The sequence below is a fragment of the Caulobacter sp. FV2ps19 genome (assembly GCF_058681035.1).
The window spans coordinates 1800181-1815270 of the sequence record NZ_CM178729.1; the positions used below are offsets into that span (position 1 = coordinate 1800181).

The window sequence follows — 15090 nt, forward strand, 5'->3', positions numbered from 1 at the left end:
GGAGGGGCCCATGCGCAGCATGGGAGGGTGAGAGGTTTCACCCTCTGCCGGAAAATCCCTGACCCTTCCGCAGCGCTCAAGAGTGAACTCTAGAATCCATCTCTTGGCAGGGCCTTCACCACGCGCCGTCTTCACCGGAGCTCCGTTCTGAGAGTTTGTAACCTCTCACCCTCCCACCGCTTCGCGGCGGGCCCCTCCCTCTCTCTATGAGAGAGGGGTTCCGAGGGCCGCTTTTGGCGGATGAAAAGTTGACCTCCGCCCCATCCCCCGTCAAACACCGTCCCGGACCAGACGGTCGGGCGGTCGCGGTCCTCGCAAGAGGGTCGAGGAAAGTCCGGGCTCCACGGTGACAAGGCGGCGGGTAACGCCCGCCGGGAGCGATCCCAGGGATAGCGCCACAGAAAGCAAACCTCCTCCCTACGGGGCGGGAAGGGTGAAAGGGTGGGGTAAGAGCCCACCGCGGACCTGGCGACAGGGACGGCATGGCAAGCCCCGCCTGGAGCAAGACCGAATAGGGACCCCGCGTCGGCCTCGCGTCGACTAGGCCGTCACTGGCTGAGTAGGGTTCGGGTAGGTCGCGAGAACCGTCCAGCAATGGGCGGTCCAGAGGAATGATCGTCGCATCCTCGCAAGAGGGTGGCACAGAACCCGGCTTATAGACCGTCTGGTCCGTCTCCTTCCCCGTTCCCTCAAGAGGGGGAGCGGGGAGAGGGCGCTGACCTCCAATTCAACATCATCAAGAATCCAGACCGCTCGCTGCGCACTGCCTAGCCTGACCCTCAACACTTAACAGTTCTGTGTATGTTCTGTTGATAGCTTGTGGCTTCTAGTCACGAAGCGGTGCGACATCTTTGTTTTCGCGGCGAAACGGCGGTTAGTGTCATTGTTTCCCAATTCATCCCATGTTAACCCAGTTTGGTCAGCGGCGATCGGATTTCGCGCGCGGGGCGGGTCTGGCAAGGGTAGGGCGGGGTGTTCCTCTCGACGTTCGAGAAGCAGGTGGACAGCAAGCGGCGCATCGTTGTGCCGCAGGACTTCCGCGCGGCGGTCTCGGGCCCCTTTGACGGCGTGTTCTGTTTCCCCTCCATCGAGGCCGATTGCCTGGAGGGGGGCGGAAAAGCCCTGTTCGACCGTTATCTGGGCGTGATGGAGGAGATGCCGTTCGGCGATCCCGTGCGCACCGCCCTGGAGACCACTGTGCTGGGCGGCATGGCCAAACTGTCTTTTGATACAGCTGGTCGCATTACCTTGCCCGATCACCTGTGCGACATGTTCGGGCTGAGTGATTGGGTGACTGTCGTGGGTATGGGTGAGCGTTTTCAGATCTGGTCGCGCGAGGCCTTCCAGGCCCATCGCGCGGCGCAACGCGAGCTGGCCCGCGACGGTCTGGCCGCCCTGCGCACGCAGCAGCGCACGGCGCGGCTGGGCCCAGGTTTGGGAGCCGGGGCATGACCGAGGCTCCCGCCGAGATTGACGCCCCGGCGCATATCTCCGTCCTGCTGGCCGAGGTGGTCCAGGCCTTGGGCGCGGCCCCGGGCGAGACCATTCTGGACGGCACCTTCGGGGCGGGCGGCTATAGCCGCGCCATCCTGGCGACCGGCGCGACCGTCGTGGCCTTCGACCGTGACCCCACCGTGGCCCGCTTCGCCGAGGGTCTGCCGGCCGACCGCTTCCGCCTGGTCCAGGACCGCTTCTCGCGGATGGCCGAGCATTTCGAGCCCCAGTCGGTCGATGGCGTGGTGCTGGATATCGGCGTGTCGTCGATGCAGATCGACGAGGCTGAGCGCGGCTTTTCGTTCATGCGCGACGGCCCGCTGGACATGCGGATGAGCGACACCGGGCCGACGGCCGCCGATCTGGTCAATGGGCTGGATCAGGTGGAACTGGCCCGCATCCTTTATGTGTATGGCGAGGAGCACGCCTCGCGCCGCATCGCCAGTTTCATCGTCCGGCGTCGCGAAGAGCGGCCGTTCGAGCGCACCCTGGATCTGGCCCATGTGATCGAGCGGGCCCTGGGTGGCCGCAAGGGCGCCAAGGTGCATCCGGCCACGCGCTCGTTCCAGGGGCTGCGCATCGCGGTCAATGAAGAGCTGGCCGAGCTGGAGGCGGGTCTCGCCGCCGCCGAGCAGATCCTCAAGCCGGGCGGCCGCCTGGCGGTGGTGACCTTCCACTCGCTGGAAGACCGCATCGTCAAGAATTTCCTGGCCGAGCGGGCCGGGCGCACGCCGGGCGGCTCGCGCCACCTGCCGCAGGCGCCCGCCGGCGCGCCGGCCAGTTTCCAGCTGATCGCCAACAAGGCCATCGCCCCGGGCGAGGCCGAGCTGGCCGTCAATCCGCGCGCCCGCTCCTCCAAGCTGCGCGCCGCTGTCCGCACGACCGCCCCGATCTGGGAGGCGACGCCGTGAGCGTCTCGGGCCTGTTCAATCGCCGGATGCGCGGCTTTCGCGTGGTCGAGGTGGTCGGCATGGGCCTGCTGCTGACCCTGGTCACGGGCGTCTATCTGGCCAAGACCGTGGCCGGCCGCGAACGCAACGAGATCGCCCAGATCGAGCAGCAGATCGAGGACGAGAAGGCCCGCAAGCGCCTGCTCGAGGCCGAGGTCGCCTTCCTGGAACAGCCGCGCCGCATCGAGGCCCTGGCTGTGGCCATGGGTCTGCAGCCGATCGCGGCCAATCGCGAGACCACCGAGGACGCCCTGGTCGACGTGGCCCGTCACCATGAACTCGCCGCGCCGGTCGAGCTGCGCAGGCCGCCCGAAGACCCCTCGGTCCTGGCCGCCGACGCGCCCGAGCCGACGCCGGATGACGACGCGCCGCCGGAGCCGCACCAATGAGCCTGGCCAATCTGGGTCCTTCCGGGTTCCAGCCCGGCGCCTGGCGCTGGCTGATCGAGCGCGTCTGGCGCCTGGAGCACGCCTTCGAGCGCTCGCGCGCCGCGGCCAAGCCCGAAGATGACACCCGCATCCGCATCTTTTTCGTCATGGCCTTCTTCGCCGTGTGTTTCGTGGTGCTGGGCGTGGGCGCGACCATCGCGGCGGTGTTCAAGGACCCCAGCCGGGGCGCCGGCTATCTGGCCTCGACCGAGGGCGCGCGCGGCGACCTGGTGGATCGTGACGGCCGCCTGCTGGCCGTCGACCTGACCCACTACGCCCTCTATGTCGACCCCCGGGACGTCTGGGACAAGGTCGAGGCGCGCCGCGTCCTGGGCAAGGCCCTGCCTGAAGTCGCGGCCAAGCGGTTGGACAAGGTGGTGTTCGGCGATCACCGCACCTTCGTGGTGGGCGGCCTGACGCCAGCGCAGAAGGACGCCATTTTCGATCTGGGCCTTCCGGGCGTCTCGTTCGAGGAGCAGGGCCAGCGCATCTATCCGCTGGGGGCCACGGCGGCGCATCTGGTCGGTTTCGTCGACAGCGGCGGCAAGGGGCTGGCCGGCGCCGAGCGGGCCCTGGACAAGCCGATCCGCAAGGCGGCGGGCAGCGGCGCTCCGACCGTGCTGTCGATCGACATCCGCGTGCAGGCCGCCCTCGAGGACGAGGTGCGCAAGGCCGCCCTGGAGTTCCAGCCCAAGGGCGCGGTGGGCGTGGTCACCAATGTCCATACCGGCGAGATCCTGGGCCTGGCCAGCTATCCCGACTTTGACGCCAACAAGGCCGGGACCGCGTCCGACGAGCAGCGGCTGAACCGCGCGGCGGCGGCGGTCTATGAGATGGGCTCGACCTTCAAGGCCTTCACCGTGGCCATCGGTCTGGACACCGGGGTCGCCACCCCGGCCTCGACCTTCGACGCTCGCGAACCGTTCAAACTGGGCTATCGGACGATCCACGACTACCACGCCGCCAAGGCGATCCTGACCCTGGTTCAGGTCTTCAAGCACTCGTCCAACATCGGCACCGCCAAGCTGGCCGAGAGCGTCGGCGCGACGCGGCTGAGCCAGTATTTCGCCAAGCTGGGCCTGACCGAGCCGGCCCAGGTCGAACTGCTGGAATCGGCGCGCCCCCTGGTGCCGCGCAAGTGGGACATGGACGCTGTGGCCTCCACCTCGTTCGGTCACGGCATGAATGTCAGTCCGTTGGCCCTGGCCGGCGCCATGGGCTCGTTGCTGAACGGGGGAACCCATCCGCCGCTGACCATCCTGAAGATGCCTGCCGGCGTACGTCCCGAGGCCCCGCGCGTGGTCTCCGAAGAGACCTCGCAGCAGATGTTGCGCATCATGCGGGCCAATGTGATCCCCGGCGAGGGCGGCAGCGGCGGCAAGGCCGACGTGCCCGGTCTGTCGGTGGGCGGCAAGACCGGCACCGGCGAGAAATATGACCCGGCGATCAAGGGCTATAACCATCAACGTCAGGTCTCTTCCTTCGCGGCGGTGTTTCCGACCGAAGGCGCCTTGGAGGCCGACCGCTATTTCGTGCTGATCCTGCTGGACGAGCCCAAGGGCAACGCCGCGACCCATGGCTATTCGACCGGCGGCTGGGTCGCCGCGCCGGCGGCCGGCCGGGTGATCGCCCGCATCGCCCCGTTCCTGGGCGTGCGTCGCCGCGCCGAGATCATCACCGTCTCCAACACCACCAACACTGATCCGGGGACGGGCCTGTGAGTACGACGCTTTCCCAACTGCTGAACCTGAAGCTTGACGCCGATCCGGTGATCACCGGCGTCACCGCCGACAGCCGCAAGGTCGGGCCCGGAACCCTGTTCGCGGCCCTGCCCGGGACCAAGGTCGACGGCGCCCAGTTCGCGCCGGGCGCCATCGCCGCCGGGGCGGCCGCCGTTCTGGGGCCGCTCAGCCTGGAAACCTTCCCGGTCCCCACCGTCAAGGTCGAGGATCCGCGTCGCGCCTACGCCCTGGCCTCGGCCGCCTTCTGGGGCGCCCAGCCGGCGACCTGCATCGCGGTGACCGGCACCAACGGCAAGACCTCGGTGGCCGGCTTCTGTCGTCAGATCTTCGCCAAGTTGGGCCACAAGGCCGCCAGCATGGGAACCCTGGGCGTTGTGGTCAGTGGTCCCGGCCTGACGGACCAGCAATTGACCCCTCCGGGCCTGACCACCCCCGACGCCGCCGACGTGGCGGAGATGATGGCCAAGCTGGCGGGGATGGGCGTCACCCATCTGGCGGTCGAGGCCTCGTCGCACGGCGTCGACCAGCGCCGCCTGGACGGGGTGAGCCTGAAGGCCGCCGGCTTCACCAACTTCACCCAGGATCACCTGGACTATCACGGCTCGATGGAGAGCTATCGCGACGCCAAGCTGCGCCTGTTCGACGCCCTGCTGCCGATGGGCGCGACCGCTGTGCTCAACGCCGACAGCGACGCCTTCGAGGTGTTCGCCGCTCAGGCCGTGACCTCGGGCCAGAGCGTCTGTTCGGTGGGTGAGGGCGGGCAGGGGCTGAAGCTGGTCAGTCGCACGCCGACGCCGCAGGGCCAGACCCTGGTGGTCGAGGTCGCCGGCGCGACGCACGAGATCGCCCTGCCGCTGGCGGGCGCCTTCCAGGCCAGCAATGTGCTGGTCGCGGCCGGGCTGTGCATCGCCACCGGCGAGGACGCCACCGCCGTGCTCAAGGCGCTGGAGAGTCTTGAAGGCGCGGCCGGACGTCTTCAGCGCGTCGGACGCGGCGCCCGGGGCGGCGAGGCCTATGTCGACTACGCCCATACGCCGGACGGCCTGGAGACCGTGCTGGAAGCCCTGCGTCCGCACACGGCCGGCAAGCTGATCGTGGTGTTCGGCGCGGGCGGCGACCGCGATCGCGGCAAGCGACCCTTGATGGGCGAGATCGCCGCGCGGCTGGCCGATGTCGCCATCGTCACCGACGACAATCCGCGCTCCGAAGAGCCCGGCTCGATCCGCGCCGCCATCCTGGCCGCCGCGCCGGGCGCGAGCGAGATCGGCGACCGCCGCGCCGCCATCCGCGCGGCCGCCGCCCAGATGTCCGAAGGTGACGTGTTGGTCGTGGCCGGCAAGGGTCACGAGCAGGGCCAGATGGTGGCCGGCGTCAACCACCCCTTCGACGATGTGACCGAGACCCTGGCCGCGCTGGAGCAGGCCGATGTCTGAGCCGCTCTGGACCAGTGATGAGATCGCCGCCGCCACGGGCGGTGAGGCGCTGGCGCCGTTCGCCGCCACCGGCGTCTCGATCGACAGCCGCAGCATCGAACCCGGCGACCTGTTCGTGGCCCTGACCGGCGCGCGGGACGGCCACGAGTTCGTTGTTCAGACCAATGACAAGGGCGCGGCGGGCGCGCTCGTCTCCAAGCCGGTGCCCGTGCCCGCCGTGCTGGTGGAAGACACCTTCCGGGGCCTGGAGCGTCTGGGCGAAGCGGCCCGAATGCGCGCGACCCAGGCCCGTCGCGGCGCGATTACCGGCTCGGTCGGCAAGACCAGCGTCACCCGCGCCGTCGAGGCCGGCCTGCGCCTGGCCGGCAAGGCCCACGCCTCGGTCAAGTCGTACAACAACCATATCGGCGTCCCCCTGACCCTGGCCCGCATGCCGCGCGACACCGAGCGCGCCGTGTTCGAGGTCGGCATGAACCACGCCGACGAGATCACCCCGCTGTCGCGCTTCATCCGCCCGCATGCGGTGGCCATCACCACGGTGGGCCCGGTGCATCTGGAGAACTTCCCCAGCGGCGAAGAAGGCGTGGCCCGCGCCAAGGCCGAGATCTTCGCCGGTCTGGAGCCCAATGGCGTGGCGGTGCTGAACGCCGACAATCCCTGGTTTGGCCTGCTGAAGGCCGAGGCCGAGAAGGCCGGCGCGGCGGTGTGGAGCTTTGGGCTGTCGGCAGACTGCACGGCCCAACTGACCGGCTTCGAGGTTCAGCCCGGCGGCGCGACCGTTTCGGTCACGCTGCGCGGCGAAGAGATCCGCTTCCCGATCCTGCAGACCGGCGTCCACTGGGGCCCCAACAGCCTGTGCGTGCTGCTGATGCTGGAGGCCCTGGGCGTGTCGCGCGAGATCGCCCTGCAGGCTCTGGCGACCTTCGAGCCCATCGAGGGGCGTGGCGCCGAGAAGACCGTCCGCATCGAGGGCGGCGCCTTCACCCTGGTCGACGAGAGCTACAACGCCAATCCGGTCTCGATGCAGGCGGCGCTGACGACGCTGGGCGCCCGCAAGGTGGCCGGCAAGCGCATCGTCGTGCTGACCGACATGCTCGAACTGGGCGAGGGCAGCGCCCGTTTTCACGCCGAACTGGCAGGCCCGATCGCCGCCGCGAACATCGATCGTGTTTTTCTTGCAGGCGTCCACATGAAATCGCTGTGGGAGGCGCTTCCGCCGACTCGGCAGGGCGGCTACGCGGAAGTTACCGAAAGGTTAACGCCGCTGCTGGCTGCGGAGATCGCGCCGGGCGACGTTGTGATGGTGAAGGGGTCTAACGGCTCCAGAGCAGGGGCGGTCGCCCAGGCTCTGGCGGCGATGGATCTCGGGGGACGGGGCTGATGCTGTATTTTCTGTATGAGTGGCTGGCGCGCTCGCAAGAGCACGTTCCCGCGCTGAATCTGCTGAAGTACCTGACCTTCAGGACCGGCATGTCGATGCTGACCGCCTATGTGGTCGCCGTCGCCATGGGCTCGCGCTTCATCCGCTGGATGAAGAGCAAGCAGGGCAAGGGCCAGCCGATCCGCACCGACGGCATCGCCCGCCACATCACCGAAAAGGCCGGCACGCCCACCATGGGCGGCTTCATGATCCTGGCCGGCCTGTTCGCCGGCGCCCTGTTGTGGGCCGACCTGCGCAACATCCATGTCTGGGTGGTGCTGCTGATCACTGGCAGTTACGGCGTGCTGGGCTTCATGGACGACTATGCCAAGGTCACCAAGCAGACCACGGCCGGCCTCTCCAGCGGCCAGAAGCTGGTGGCCCAGTTCGTGGTGGCCATCGCCGCCACCGTGCTGCTGATCCTGTTCGCGCCCAAGTCGCCGATGACGCCGGGCATGGAGACCAGCCTGGTCTTCCCGATCTTCAAGGCCCTGGTGATCAATCTGGGCTGGTTCTACGTGATGTTCGCGGCGGTCACGATCGCCGGCTTCTCCAACGCCGTGAACCTGACCGACGGCCTGGACGGCCTGGCCATCGTGCCGGTGATGATCGCCGCCTCGACCTTTGGCCTGATCACCTATCTGGTCGGCAACTACAAGTTCGCCGAATATCTGAACCTGCACTTCGCGCCGGGCGTCGGCGAGCTGGCCGTGCTGTGCGGCGCGATCATCGGCGGCGGCATGGGCTTCCTCTGGTACAACGCGCCCCCCGCCAAGATCTTCATGGGCGACACGGGCTCCCTGGCCCTGGGCGGGGCCCTGGGCGCCATCGCCGTCTGCGCCAAGCACGAGCTGGTGCTGGGCATCGTCGGCGGCCTGTTCGTGGCCGAGGCGCTCAGCGTCATCATCCAGGTCGGCTACTTCAAGAAGACCGGCAAGCGGGTCTTCCTGATGGCCCCGATCCACCACCATTTCGAGAAGCTGGGCTGGGCTGAATCCACCGTCGTGATCCGCTTCTGGATCGTGGCGATGATGCTGTCCTTCGTCGGCCTCGCCACCCTGAAGCTGAGATAGGGAGCGCCGTATCATGATCCCCGTCCGAGGTTTCGAGGGCAAGACTGTCGCGGTGTTCGGCCTGGGCCGAACCGGCCTGACGGCCGCGCGCGCCCTCGTCGCGGGCGGCGCCCATGTGGCGGCGTGGGACGAGAAGATCTTCACCCGCGAAGCCGCCAAGGCCGAGGGCTTCACGATCGTCGATCTGCGCTCGGCCGACTGGAGCCAGTTCTCGGCCCTGATGCTGTCGCCCGGCGTGCCCCTGACCCATCCGCAGCCGCACTGGACGGTGAAGAAGGCCAAGGAGGCCGGGGTCGAGATCCTGGGCGACATCGAGCTGTTCGCCCGCACGGTCAACTCCGCCCCGCCGCACAAGCGGCCCAAGATCATCGCCATCACCGGCACCAACGGCAAGTCGACGACCACGGCCCTGATCGGTCACCTGTGCGCCTCCGCCGGGCGCGACACCCGGGTGGGCGGCAATATCGGAACCGGCGTCCTGGGCCTGGACGACATGCATGGCGGCGCCGTCTATGTGCTGGAACTGTCGTCCTACCAGCTGGACCTGACCAGCAGCCTGAAGGCCGACGCCACGGTGCTGCTGAACATCTCGCCCGACCATCTGGACCGTCACGGCGGCATGGAAGGCTATATCGCCGCCAAGCGCCGGATCTTCCTCAACCAGGGCAAGGGCGACACCGCCATCATCGGCGTCGATGACGCCTGGTGCCAGCAGATCTGCACCGAGATCACCGCCGCCAACCGCCGCACCATCTGGCCGATCAGCGCCGGCAAGGCCATGGGCCGTGGCGTGTACGCCCTGCAGGGCGTGCTGTACGACGCCACGGGCGAGCGGGTCACCGAGATGGCCGACCTGCTGCGCGCCCGCAGCTTGCCGGGCCGCCACAACTGGCAGAACGCCTGCGCCGCCTATGCCGCCGCCATCGCCATCGGCATCCCGACCCATGACGTGGTCGAGGGCCTGCTGACCTTCCCGGGTCTGGCCCACCGGATGGAGACCGTCGGCAAGATCGGCAAGGTCAGCTTCGTCAATGACAGCAAGGCCACCAACGCCGACGCCGCCCGTCAGGCGATGAGCAGCTATCCCAAGTTCTACTGGATCGCCGGCGGCGTGCCCAAGGCCGGCGGCATCGGCGGCCTGTCCGACCTGTTCCCCCGCGTGGCCAAGGCCTATCTGATCGGCGAGGCCGCCGAGGCCTTCGCCGTCAGCCTCGAGGGCAAGGCCCCGGTGCGGATGTGCGGCTCGATCGAGGTCGCCACGGCGGCCGCCTATGCCGACGCTCTGGACAGCGGCGAGGACGCCATCGTCCTGCTCTCACCGGCTTGCGCCTCGTTCGACCAGTTCCCGGACTTCGAAGCGCGCGGCGAGGCGTTCCGCGCGGCGGTCGAGGGGCTGGGGAAGATCGGGGCTAAGGCGGCGCGGGGGTAGGGCCGCAGGTCACATCCAACGATTACGTTGCGAGGGGTAGACGGAGGAGGGCTATGGTGAGTGGTCGTCCTCGCGGATTCTCCTCATGCCCTCCAACGAATACCCTCATTTCATCGCTACCTGTCCGCGCTGTGCCAACAACTTGGTGACCTTCGAGTTGATGGCGCATGTCCAAGATTACGATTCTCCCTCCGCAACCTGGGAAGTATTCGGGCGATGCAGAAAATGCTTCAAACCATCTATGTTTCGCGTCGAGCAGGAAATTCGTAACGCGCCTCAATTCTCTGATCTTCAGGGAGACTTTGTAGAGGGGTGTTACGGTATTCGGGATGTCGTTGTTGTAGTGCCGAATGTCGAATCCTGTCCGCTACATTCTCCAATTGAGCTCGAGAGACTCTTCAATGAGGCGACGCGCTGCCTGGCGGTGCAGTGCTACGATGCAAGCGGAGCTATGTTTCGTAAGGTTCTGGACGCAGCTACCCGAGATTTATTGCCAGAACAGCCCAGTGACACGAGCGATCCAACGTTCATTGCCTGGAAAGTCCGCAAAGACCTTGGATTGCGCTTGGCGTGGCTCTTGGATCGAGGGAGGTTGCCCGAACATCTTCGCGATCTGGCGACCTGCGTTCGAGAGGACGGCAACGATGCGGCGCACGACCTTGCAGGAATAGATAAAATGGAAGCGGAGGACCTTCGTGATTTCACGGTGGTGCTGCTAGAGACGCTCTATACGATCCCGGGTCAGATTGAGGACAACAAGCGACGCCGGATAGCGCGCCGCGAAGGTAAGTGATTGATCCGCTGGTCGACCTAGCCAACGTGAACATTGCCCATTTTTGACGGCCTCACTCGCCAACGCGGGTGCAGCCCGTCCTAAAACCCTTGGTGGAATTGGAGCTCTGGCTGACGGCCTCGTCAAGGACGGCCCCTGCGGGGCCGCCGCCTCGCGGCGACGCGAGAGCGTCGTCCTTGACGAGGCCGTCAGCCAGAGCAAGCTCGCCTCCAAGGGCTTCAGGGCGCGGCCTGGCCGCTTGGGCCGTTCTAGCGAAGCTCAACCCTATCAACCGTCATTCCCGCCCTTGTGGCGGGAACCCCTCTATCCGTTGCAGGCGCAGTGGGGGCGAAGGGCGCGCGCCCTTCGCTGGCGTCTCACGCGTCAGCTGAACCAGGGGTTCCCGCCACAAGGGCGGGAATGACGGCGGGGTGGGCGGTCGAGCGCGGGGATCGGCCGCATGACGATTACCCGAAACATCCGATCCTTCTCCCGCAAGGTTAGAAGGGCGGTCTAGTGTCCGCTGGCAAGGGCGTCGGCGTTCTTGGCGACGGCCGGCTCAAGGGGTTCAAGCAGGCCCATGGCCGCAATCGATGGGAAAGCGCCCATCCATGCTCGTTTCCCGCAAGCTTTCGCTGAATGCCCACCGATGACGAGCTTCACGGCAACGATCGATTAACCCTGCGGTCCGACTCTCCGGACATGGCCACCCAGACGACCCACGCCTTCGCCAGAACCGACCGCACCGCGCTGGGCATCTGGTGGTGGACCACCGATCGCTGGCTGCTTGGCGCCACCGCGCTCTTGGTCACGCTGGGGGTGCTGCTGTCGTTCGCCTCCAGCCCGGCGGCGGCGGCGCGGATCGGCATCGACGACCAGTTCCATTTCGCGGTCCGCATGTGCTTCTTCGCCACCATCTCGACAGGGGTGATGCTGGCGGTGTCGATGCTATCGCCCAAGGGCGTGCGACGCACGGCGTTCTTTGTCTATGTGGCGGCCATCGGCGTGATGATCGCCCTGCCGTTCATCGGCCACAACGCCAAGGGCGCCACCCGCTGGCTGCAGTTCGCCGGCTTCACCCTGCAGCCGTCGGAATTCATGAAGCCGGCCCTGATCGTGCTGGTCTCGTGGATGTTCGCCGAGGGCCAGAAGGGCGAGGGCGTGCCGGGCGTGTCGATCGCCTTCCTGCTGTATTTCATCGCCGTGGGCCTGCTGCTGGTTCAGCCCGATGTGGGCCAGACGGTGCTGATCACCGTGGCCTTCGGGGCGGCGTTCTGGATGGCGGGGGTGCCGATCAGCTGGATCATGGGGCTGGGCGGCGTGGCCGTGGCCGGACTGATGTCGACCTATTTCCTGTTCGACCACGTCCATGCCCGGGTGCAGAAGTTCCTCAGCCCCGACCGCGCCGACACCCACCAGATCACCCGCGCCGCCGAGGCCATCCACGCCGGCGGCCTGTTCGGGCGCGGACCGGGCGAGGGCGTCATGAAGCGCCACGTGCCCGACCTGCACACCGACTTCATCTATTCGGTGGCCGCCGAGGAATATGGCCTGGTGTTCTCCCTGGCCCTGATCAGCCTGTTCGCCTTTGTTGTGGTGCGCGGCCTGATGAAGGCCATGAAGCTTTCCGACAGCTTCGAGCAGGTTGCGGCGGCCGGATTGTTCGTGCTGGTGGGCCAGCAGGCGATGATCAATGTGGCGGTGAACTTGAACATGATCCCGACCAAGGGCATGACGCTGCCATTCATCAGCTACGGGGGATCATCGATGATCGCGATGGGATTGACGCTGGGCCTGGCCCTGGCGCTGCTGCGCAAACGCCCCGGCGCCTATGACGCCTCGGGCGAGTTCCTGCCTGACCACGCGTTCGACTGAGATGAGCAAGCTGGCTGTCGTCGCCGCCGGGGGAACCGGCGGCCACATGTTCCCCGCCCAGGCCCTGGCCCAGGTTCTGACCAGCCGCGGCTGGCGCGTCGTGCTGGCCACCGATGAGCGCGGCGCGATCTATGCCGACAAGTTCCCCGCCGAGGAGCGCCTGGAGCTGTCGGCCGCCACCGCCAGGGCCGGCGACCCGATCGGCATGATCAAGGCCGGTTTCGTCGTCGCCCAGGGCGTGCTGCAGGCTAGAGCCGCCTTCAAGCGCCTGGACCCGGCCGTGGTGGTGGGCTTCGGCGGCTATCCCGCCCTGCCGGCCCTGCTGGGCGCCCTGACCCAGGGCCGCAAGACGGTGATCCACGAGCAGAACGCGGTGCTGGGCCGGGTCAACCGCTTCCTGGCCCCCAAGGTCAATGCGGTGGCCTGCGCCTTCCCGATCCTGGAAAAGGCCACGCCCAAGGTCAAGGCCCGCGCCCATGTGGTGGGCAACCCCGTGCGCCCGCCGGTTCAGGCCCTGTTCGAGGTGCCCTATCTGTCGCCCGAGGTGCAGCTGCGCATCATGGTCACCGGCGGCAGCCAGGGCGCGCGCCTGCTGTCCGAGCTGATCCCCGAGGCGGTCGCCAAGCTGCCCGAGGATATTCGTGGCCGGCTCAAGGTGTTCCAGCAGGCCCGGGCCGAGAGCCTGGAGCACGCCCGCAAGGTCTATCGCAACGCCATGGTCGAGTGCGAGGTGGCCCCGTTCTTCCGCGACATGGCCGGCTATCTGCGCCAGTCGCACCTGGTGATCGGCCGCTCGGGCGCCTCGACCTGCACCGAGCTGGCGGTGGCCGGCCGGCCGTCGATCCTGATCCCGCTGAAGATCGCCGCCGACGACCACCAGCGCTTCAACGCCCGCCAGCTGGAAGAGGCCGGGGCGGCGGCGGTGTGCCTGGAGGACGAGCTGACCGTCGACGCCATGGCCGGGGCGCTGAACGCCCTGCTCAAGGACCCCGAACGCCTGGGCCGCATGGCCGCCGGGGCCCGCAGCGTCGCCCGACCCAAGGCCGCCGAGGACCTGGCCGATCTGGTCGAGTTCACGGCGCGCTAAAGGTTACGCCGTCAGTCGTGCTTCTTGACGGGGCACACGCGTCGCGAGCCGGTCTGGCGGAACGGCGACAGCCGCAGCTTGGACTCGTGGTCGGCCGCGCCGGCATGGCCCTCCGGGTGCAGGCCGCGATAATAGAGCTTCTGCCATTGATCGGCCGGGGTCTTGGGCTGGTTCTCCTGCACCCAGGCCTGGAAGGCGGCGCGCGAGGCGCTCCAGGCGTCGAAGGACTGCAGCAGCTCGGGCTGGTCCTCCATGGGCCGCAGCTCGGGCTTCAGCCGGTCCAGCACCCCGCGCGGGGTGGGGAAGAAGAAGCAGAACGGCTCGTTCTCCTCGAACCGGATCCAGTGGTCGGGCCGGGTGAAGCGCCAGTTCATCGTAAAGGTGTAGGGCGACCAGTCGGTCTCGATCACCCCGCCCATCGGGGCGATACCGTCCTTCATGGCGTTGGGCGGACCGCCCACCCACAGGTTCCAGCCCTCGGAGGTGCGCAGAATGCCTTCGACGTGGAAGGTCAGCGTGCCGCTGCCAAACAGCGAGACCGGGGCCTTTTGCGGGTCGGCCCCCTTGTCCAGCACGATCTCGACCGAGCCGGGGCCGACCTCGCCGGTCCAGCGGGCCGAGAAGCCGCAGGGGCTCAGCATCTCCCAGCCATGGGTGTTGGCGATGGCCAGGGGCAGGCAGCGATAGGCGAAGCTCTCGGGGGTGTCGGTCATCCAGTCGCGCTTGGGCGAGGCCGGCGCCACGCGCGGGGCCCAGCCCTCGCGCACATAACAGACCAGCTCGGTCTCGGCCGCCCGGGCGGGCGCGCCCCGGGGGCGCTCCGGCGCCGATCCCTTCAACCGCTTCCTCATCTCAAGCCCCCCAAGCACGCGACGCGGCCTTATGCCATGGGTCGCGCGGGCGAGTAAGGGCGGGGAGGCCTGGGCGGGGAGGGACCGGGCGGGGTGGTCTGGGGCGGCGCGCTGGGCTAACACCCTGAGATGGCGAGAAACAAGCAAGTTCCCGGGTTCGAGATCGTGGTCGACGGCGAGACCTATGTCTGGCGGCTGCACCGCCAGCCCGGCTGGTCCAGCGACAACGGACAGCGCCACGGCATGGCCATCGCCGTGCGCCACAAGGACTGGCAGCGCGAGGCTGTGGTCGAGTTTCCGCCCGGCCCCGAGCCCAAATACGGCGCGCCGCTGCTCAAGCCCGCCCAGATCGCGCCGATCCTGGTGACCAACGCCATCACCTCGGCCATCGCGGCGGGCTGGGACCCGGCCTCGCGCGGCAAGACCGTGGCGATCGTGGTCGACGCCTCCGGGGGCTGAGGAGCGGCCCGCGACCGCGCGGCAAGGCCGGTCTTGAACGGCCTCGAGACCCATGCTCTTTTGTCGCCAATTGTCAG

13 protein-coding genes and 1 other RNA gene are annotated in these 15090 nt (G+C 67.8%); 13 read left to right on the forward strand and 1 reads right to left on the reverse strand.

Annotation, left to right across the window (positions count from 1 at the left end):
- The first annotated feature begins 287 nt into the window (after positions 1-287).
- From rnpB to murG, 12 genes are all read left to right on the forward strand, one after another.
- An RNA gene (gene rnpB, locus ACW18B_RS08615) (RNase P RNA component class A) lies at positions 288-672 on the forward strand.
- A 300-nt stretch (positions 673-972) separates the two neighbouring features.
- The gene (locus ACW18B_RS08620; protein ID WP_492051182.1) at positions 973-1452 is read left to right on the forward strand and encodes a division/cell wall cluster transcriptional repressor MraZ; all 480 of its coding nucleotides are present in this window, start codon (positions 973-975) and stop codon (positions 1450-1452) included.
- A gap of 17 nt (positions 1453-1469) precedes the next feature.
- Positions 1470-2405, forward strand: coding sequence for a 16S rRNA (cytosine(1402)-N(4))-methyltransferase RsmH (gene rsmH / locus ACW18B_RS08625; protein ID WP_492051654.1), 936 nt, complete (start codon positions 1470-1472; stop codon positions 2403-2405).
- Entirely contained in the window at positions 2402-2833 is a 432-nt protein-coding gene (gene ftsL, locus ACW18B_RS08630; RefSeq protein ID WP_492051183.1) for a cell division protein FtsL, read from the forward strand. Before rsmH ends, ftsL begins: the two co-directional genes overlap by 4 nt.
- Positions 2830-4593, forward strand: a complete 1764-nt coding sequence (locus tag ACW18B_RS08635) for a peptidoglycan D,D-transpeptidase FtsI family protein (RefSeq protein ID WP_492051184.1) — start codon at positions 2830-2832, stop codon at positions 4591-4593. The genes ftsL and ACW18B_RS08635 overlap by 4 nt, the downstream gene beginning before the upstream one ends.
- Complete coding sequence (locus ACW18B_RS08640; RefSeq protein ID WP_492051185.1) at positions 4590-6047, forward strand: UDP-N-acetylmuramoyl-L-alanyl-D-glutamate--2,6-diaminopimelate ligase; 1458 nt, start codon at positions 4590-4592, stop codon at positions 6045-6047. The genes ACW18B_RS08635 and ACW18B_RS08640 overlap by 4 nt, the downstream gene beginning before the upstream one ends.
- Positions 6040-7428 carry a UDP-N-acetylmuramoyl-tripeptide--D-alanyl-D-alanine ligase gene (locus tag ACW18B_RS08645; protein WP_492051186.1) on the forward strand — a complete coding sequence of 463 codons (1389 nt, stop codon included), beginning with the start codon at positions 6040-6042 and terminating at the stop codon, positions 7426-7428. The genes ACW18B_RS08640 and ACW18B_RS08645 overlap by 8 nt, the downstream gene beginning before the upstream one ends.
- Positions 7428-8540, forward strand: a complete 1113-nt coding sequence (mraY, locus tag ACW18B_RS08650; RefSeq protein WP_492051187.1) for a phospho-N-acetylmuramoyl-pentapeptide-transferase — start codon at positions 7428-7430, stop codon at positions 8538-8540. Before ACW18B_RS08645 ends, mraY begins: the two co-directional genes overlap by 1 nt.
- A gap of 13 nt (positions 8541-8553) precedes the next feature.
- Entirely contained in the window at positions 8554-9969 is a 1416-nt protein-coding gene (murD, locus tag ACW18B_RS08655; protein ID WP_492051188.1) for a UDP-N-acetylmuramoyl-L-alanine--D-glutamate ligase, read from the forward strand.
- An 85-nt stretch (positions 9970-10054) separates the two neighbouring features.
- Positions 10055-10762 (forward strand): DUF4145 domain-containing protein, encoded by a 708-nt coding sequence (locus ACW18B_RS08660; protein ID WP_492051189.1) that lies wholly within the window; start codon positions 10055-10057, stop codon positions 10760-10762.
- Positions 10763-11443: 681 nt separating this feature from the next.
- Complete coding sequence (gene ftsW / locus ACW18B_RS08665; protein ID WP_492051655.1) at positions 11444-12616, forward strand: putative lipid II flippase FtsW; 1173 nt, start codon at positions 11444-11446, stop codon at positions 12614-12616.
- A gap of 1 nt (position 12617) precedes the next feature.
- The gene (murG, locus tag ACW18B_RS08670; RefSeq protein WP_492051190.1) at positions 12618-13703 is read left to right on the forward strand and encodes an undecaprenyldiphospho-muramoylpentapeptide beta-N-acetylglucosaminyltransferase; all 1086 of its coding nucleotides are present in this window, start codon (positions 12618-12620) and stop codon (positions 13701-13703) included.
- 11 nt (positions 13704-13714) lie between these two features.
- Here murG and ACW18B_RS08675 read toward each other — a convergent pair whose 3' ends face one another.
- Complete coding sequence (locus tag ACW18B_RS08675) at positions 13715-14554, reverse strand: DUF6065 family protein (RefSeq protein WP_492051191.1); 840 nt, start codon at positions 14552-14554, stop codon at positions 13715-13717.
- 129 nt (positions 14555-14683) lie between these two features.
- Here ACW18B_RS08675 and ACW18B_RS08680 point away from each other — a divergent pair, with 129 nt between their 5' ends.
- Entirely contained in the window at positions 14684-15013 is a 330-nt protein-coding gene (locus ACW18B_RS08680) for a hypothetical protein (protein WP_492051192.1), read from the forward strand.
- The last annotated feature ends 77 nt before the right edge of the window (positions 15014-15090 follow it).

Bases quoted from the DNA above. Each gene is read 5' to 3' on its own strand.
- ACW18B_RS08635 (WP_492051184.1), top strand. From the start codon at position 2,830: ATGAGCCTGGCCAATCTGGGTCCTTCCGGGTTCCAGCCCGGCGCCTGG.
- ACW18B_RS08645 (WP_492051186.1), top strand. From the start codon at position 6,040: ATGTCTGAGCCGCTCTGGACCAGTGATGAGATCGCCGCCGCCACGGGC.
- mraY (WP_492051187.1), top strand. From the start codon at position 7,428: ATGCTGTATTTTCTGTATGAGTGGCTGGCGCGCTCGCAAGAGCACGTT.
- murD (WP_492051188.1), top strand. From the start codon at position 8,554: ATGATCCCCGTCCGAGGTTTCGAGGGCAAGACTGTCGCGGTGTTCGGC.
- ACW18B_RS08660 (WP_492051189.1), top strand. From the start codon at position 10,055: ATGCCCTCCAACGAATACCCTCATTTCATCGCTACCTGTCCGCGCTGT.
- ftsW (WP_492051655.1), top strand. From the start codon at position 11,444: ATGGCCACCCAGACGACCCACGCCTTCGCCAGAACCGACCGCACCGCG.
- murG (WP_492051190.1), top strand. From the start codon at position 12,618: ATGAGCAAGCTGGCTGTCGTCGCCGCCGGGGGAACCGGCGGCCACATG.
- ACW18B_RS08675 (WP_492051191.1), bottom strand. From the start codon at position 14,554: ATGAGGAAGCGGTTGAAGGGATCGGCGCCGGAGCGCCCCCGGGGCGCG.
- ACW18B_RS08680 (WP_492051192.1), top strand. From the start codon at position 14,684: ATGGCGAGAAACAAGCAAGTTCCCGGGTTCGAGATCGTGGTCGACGGC.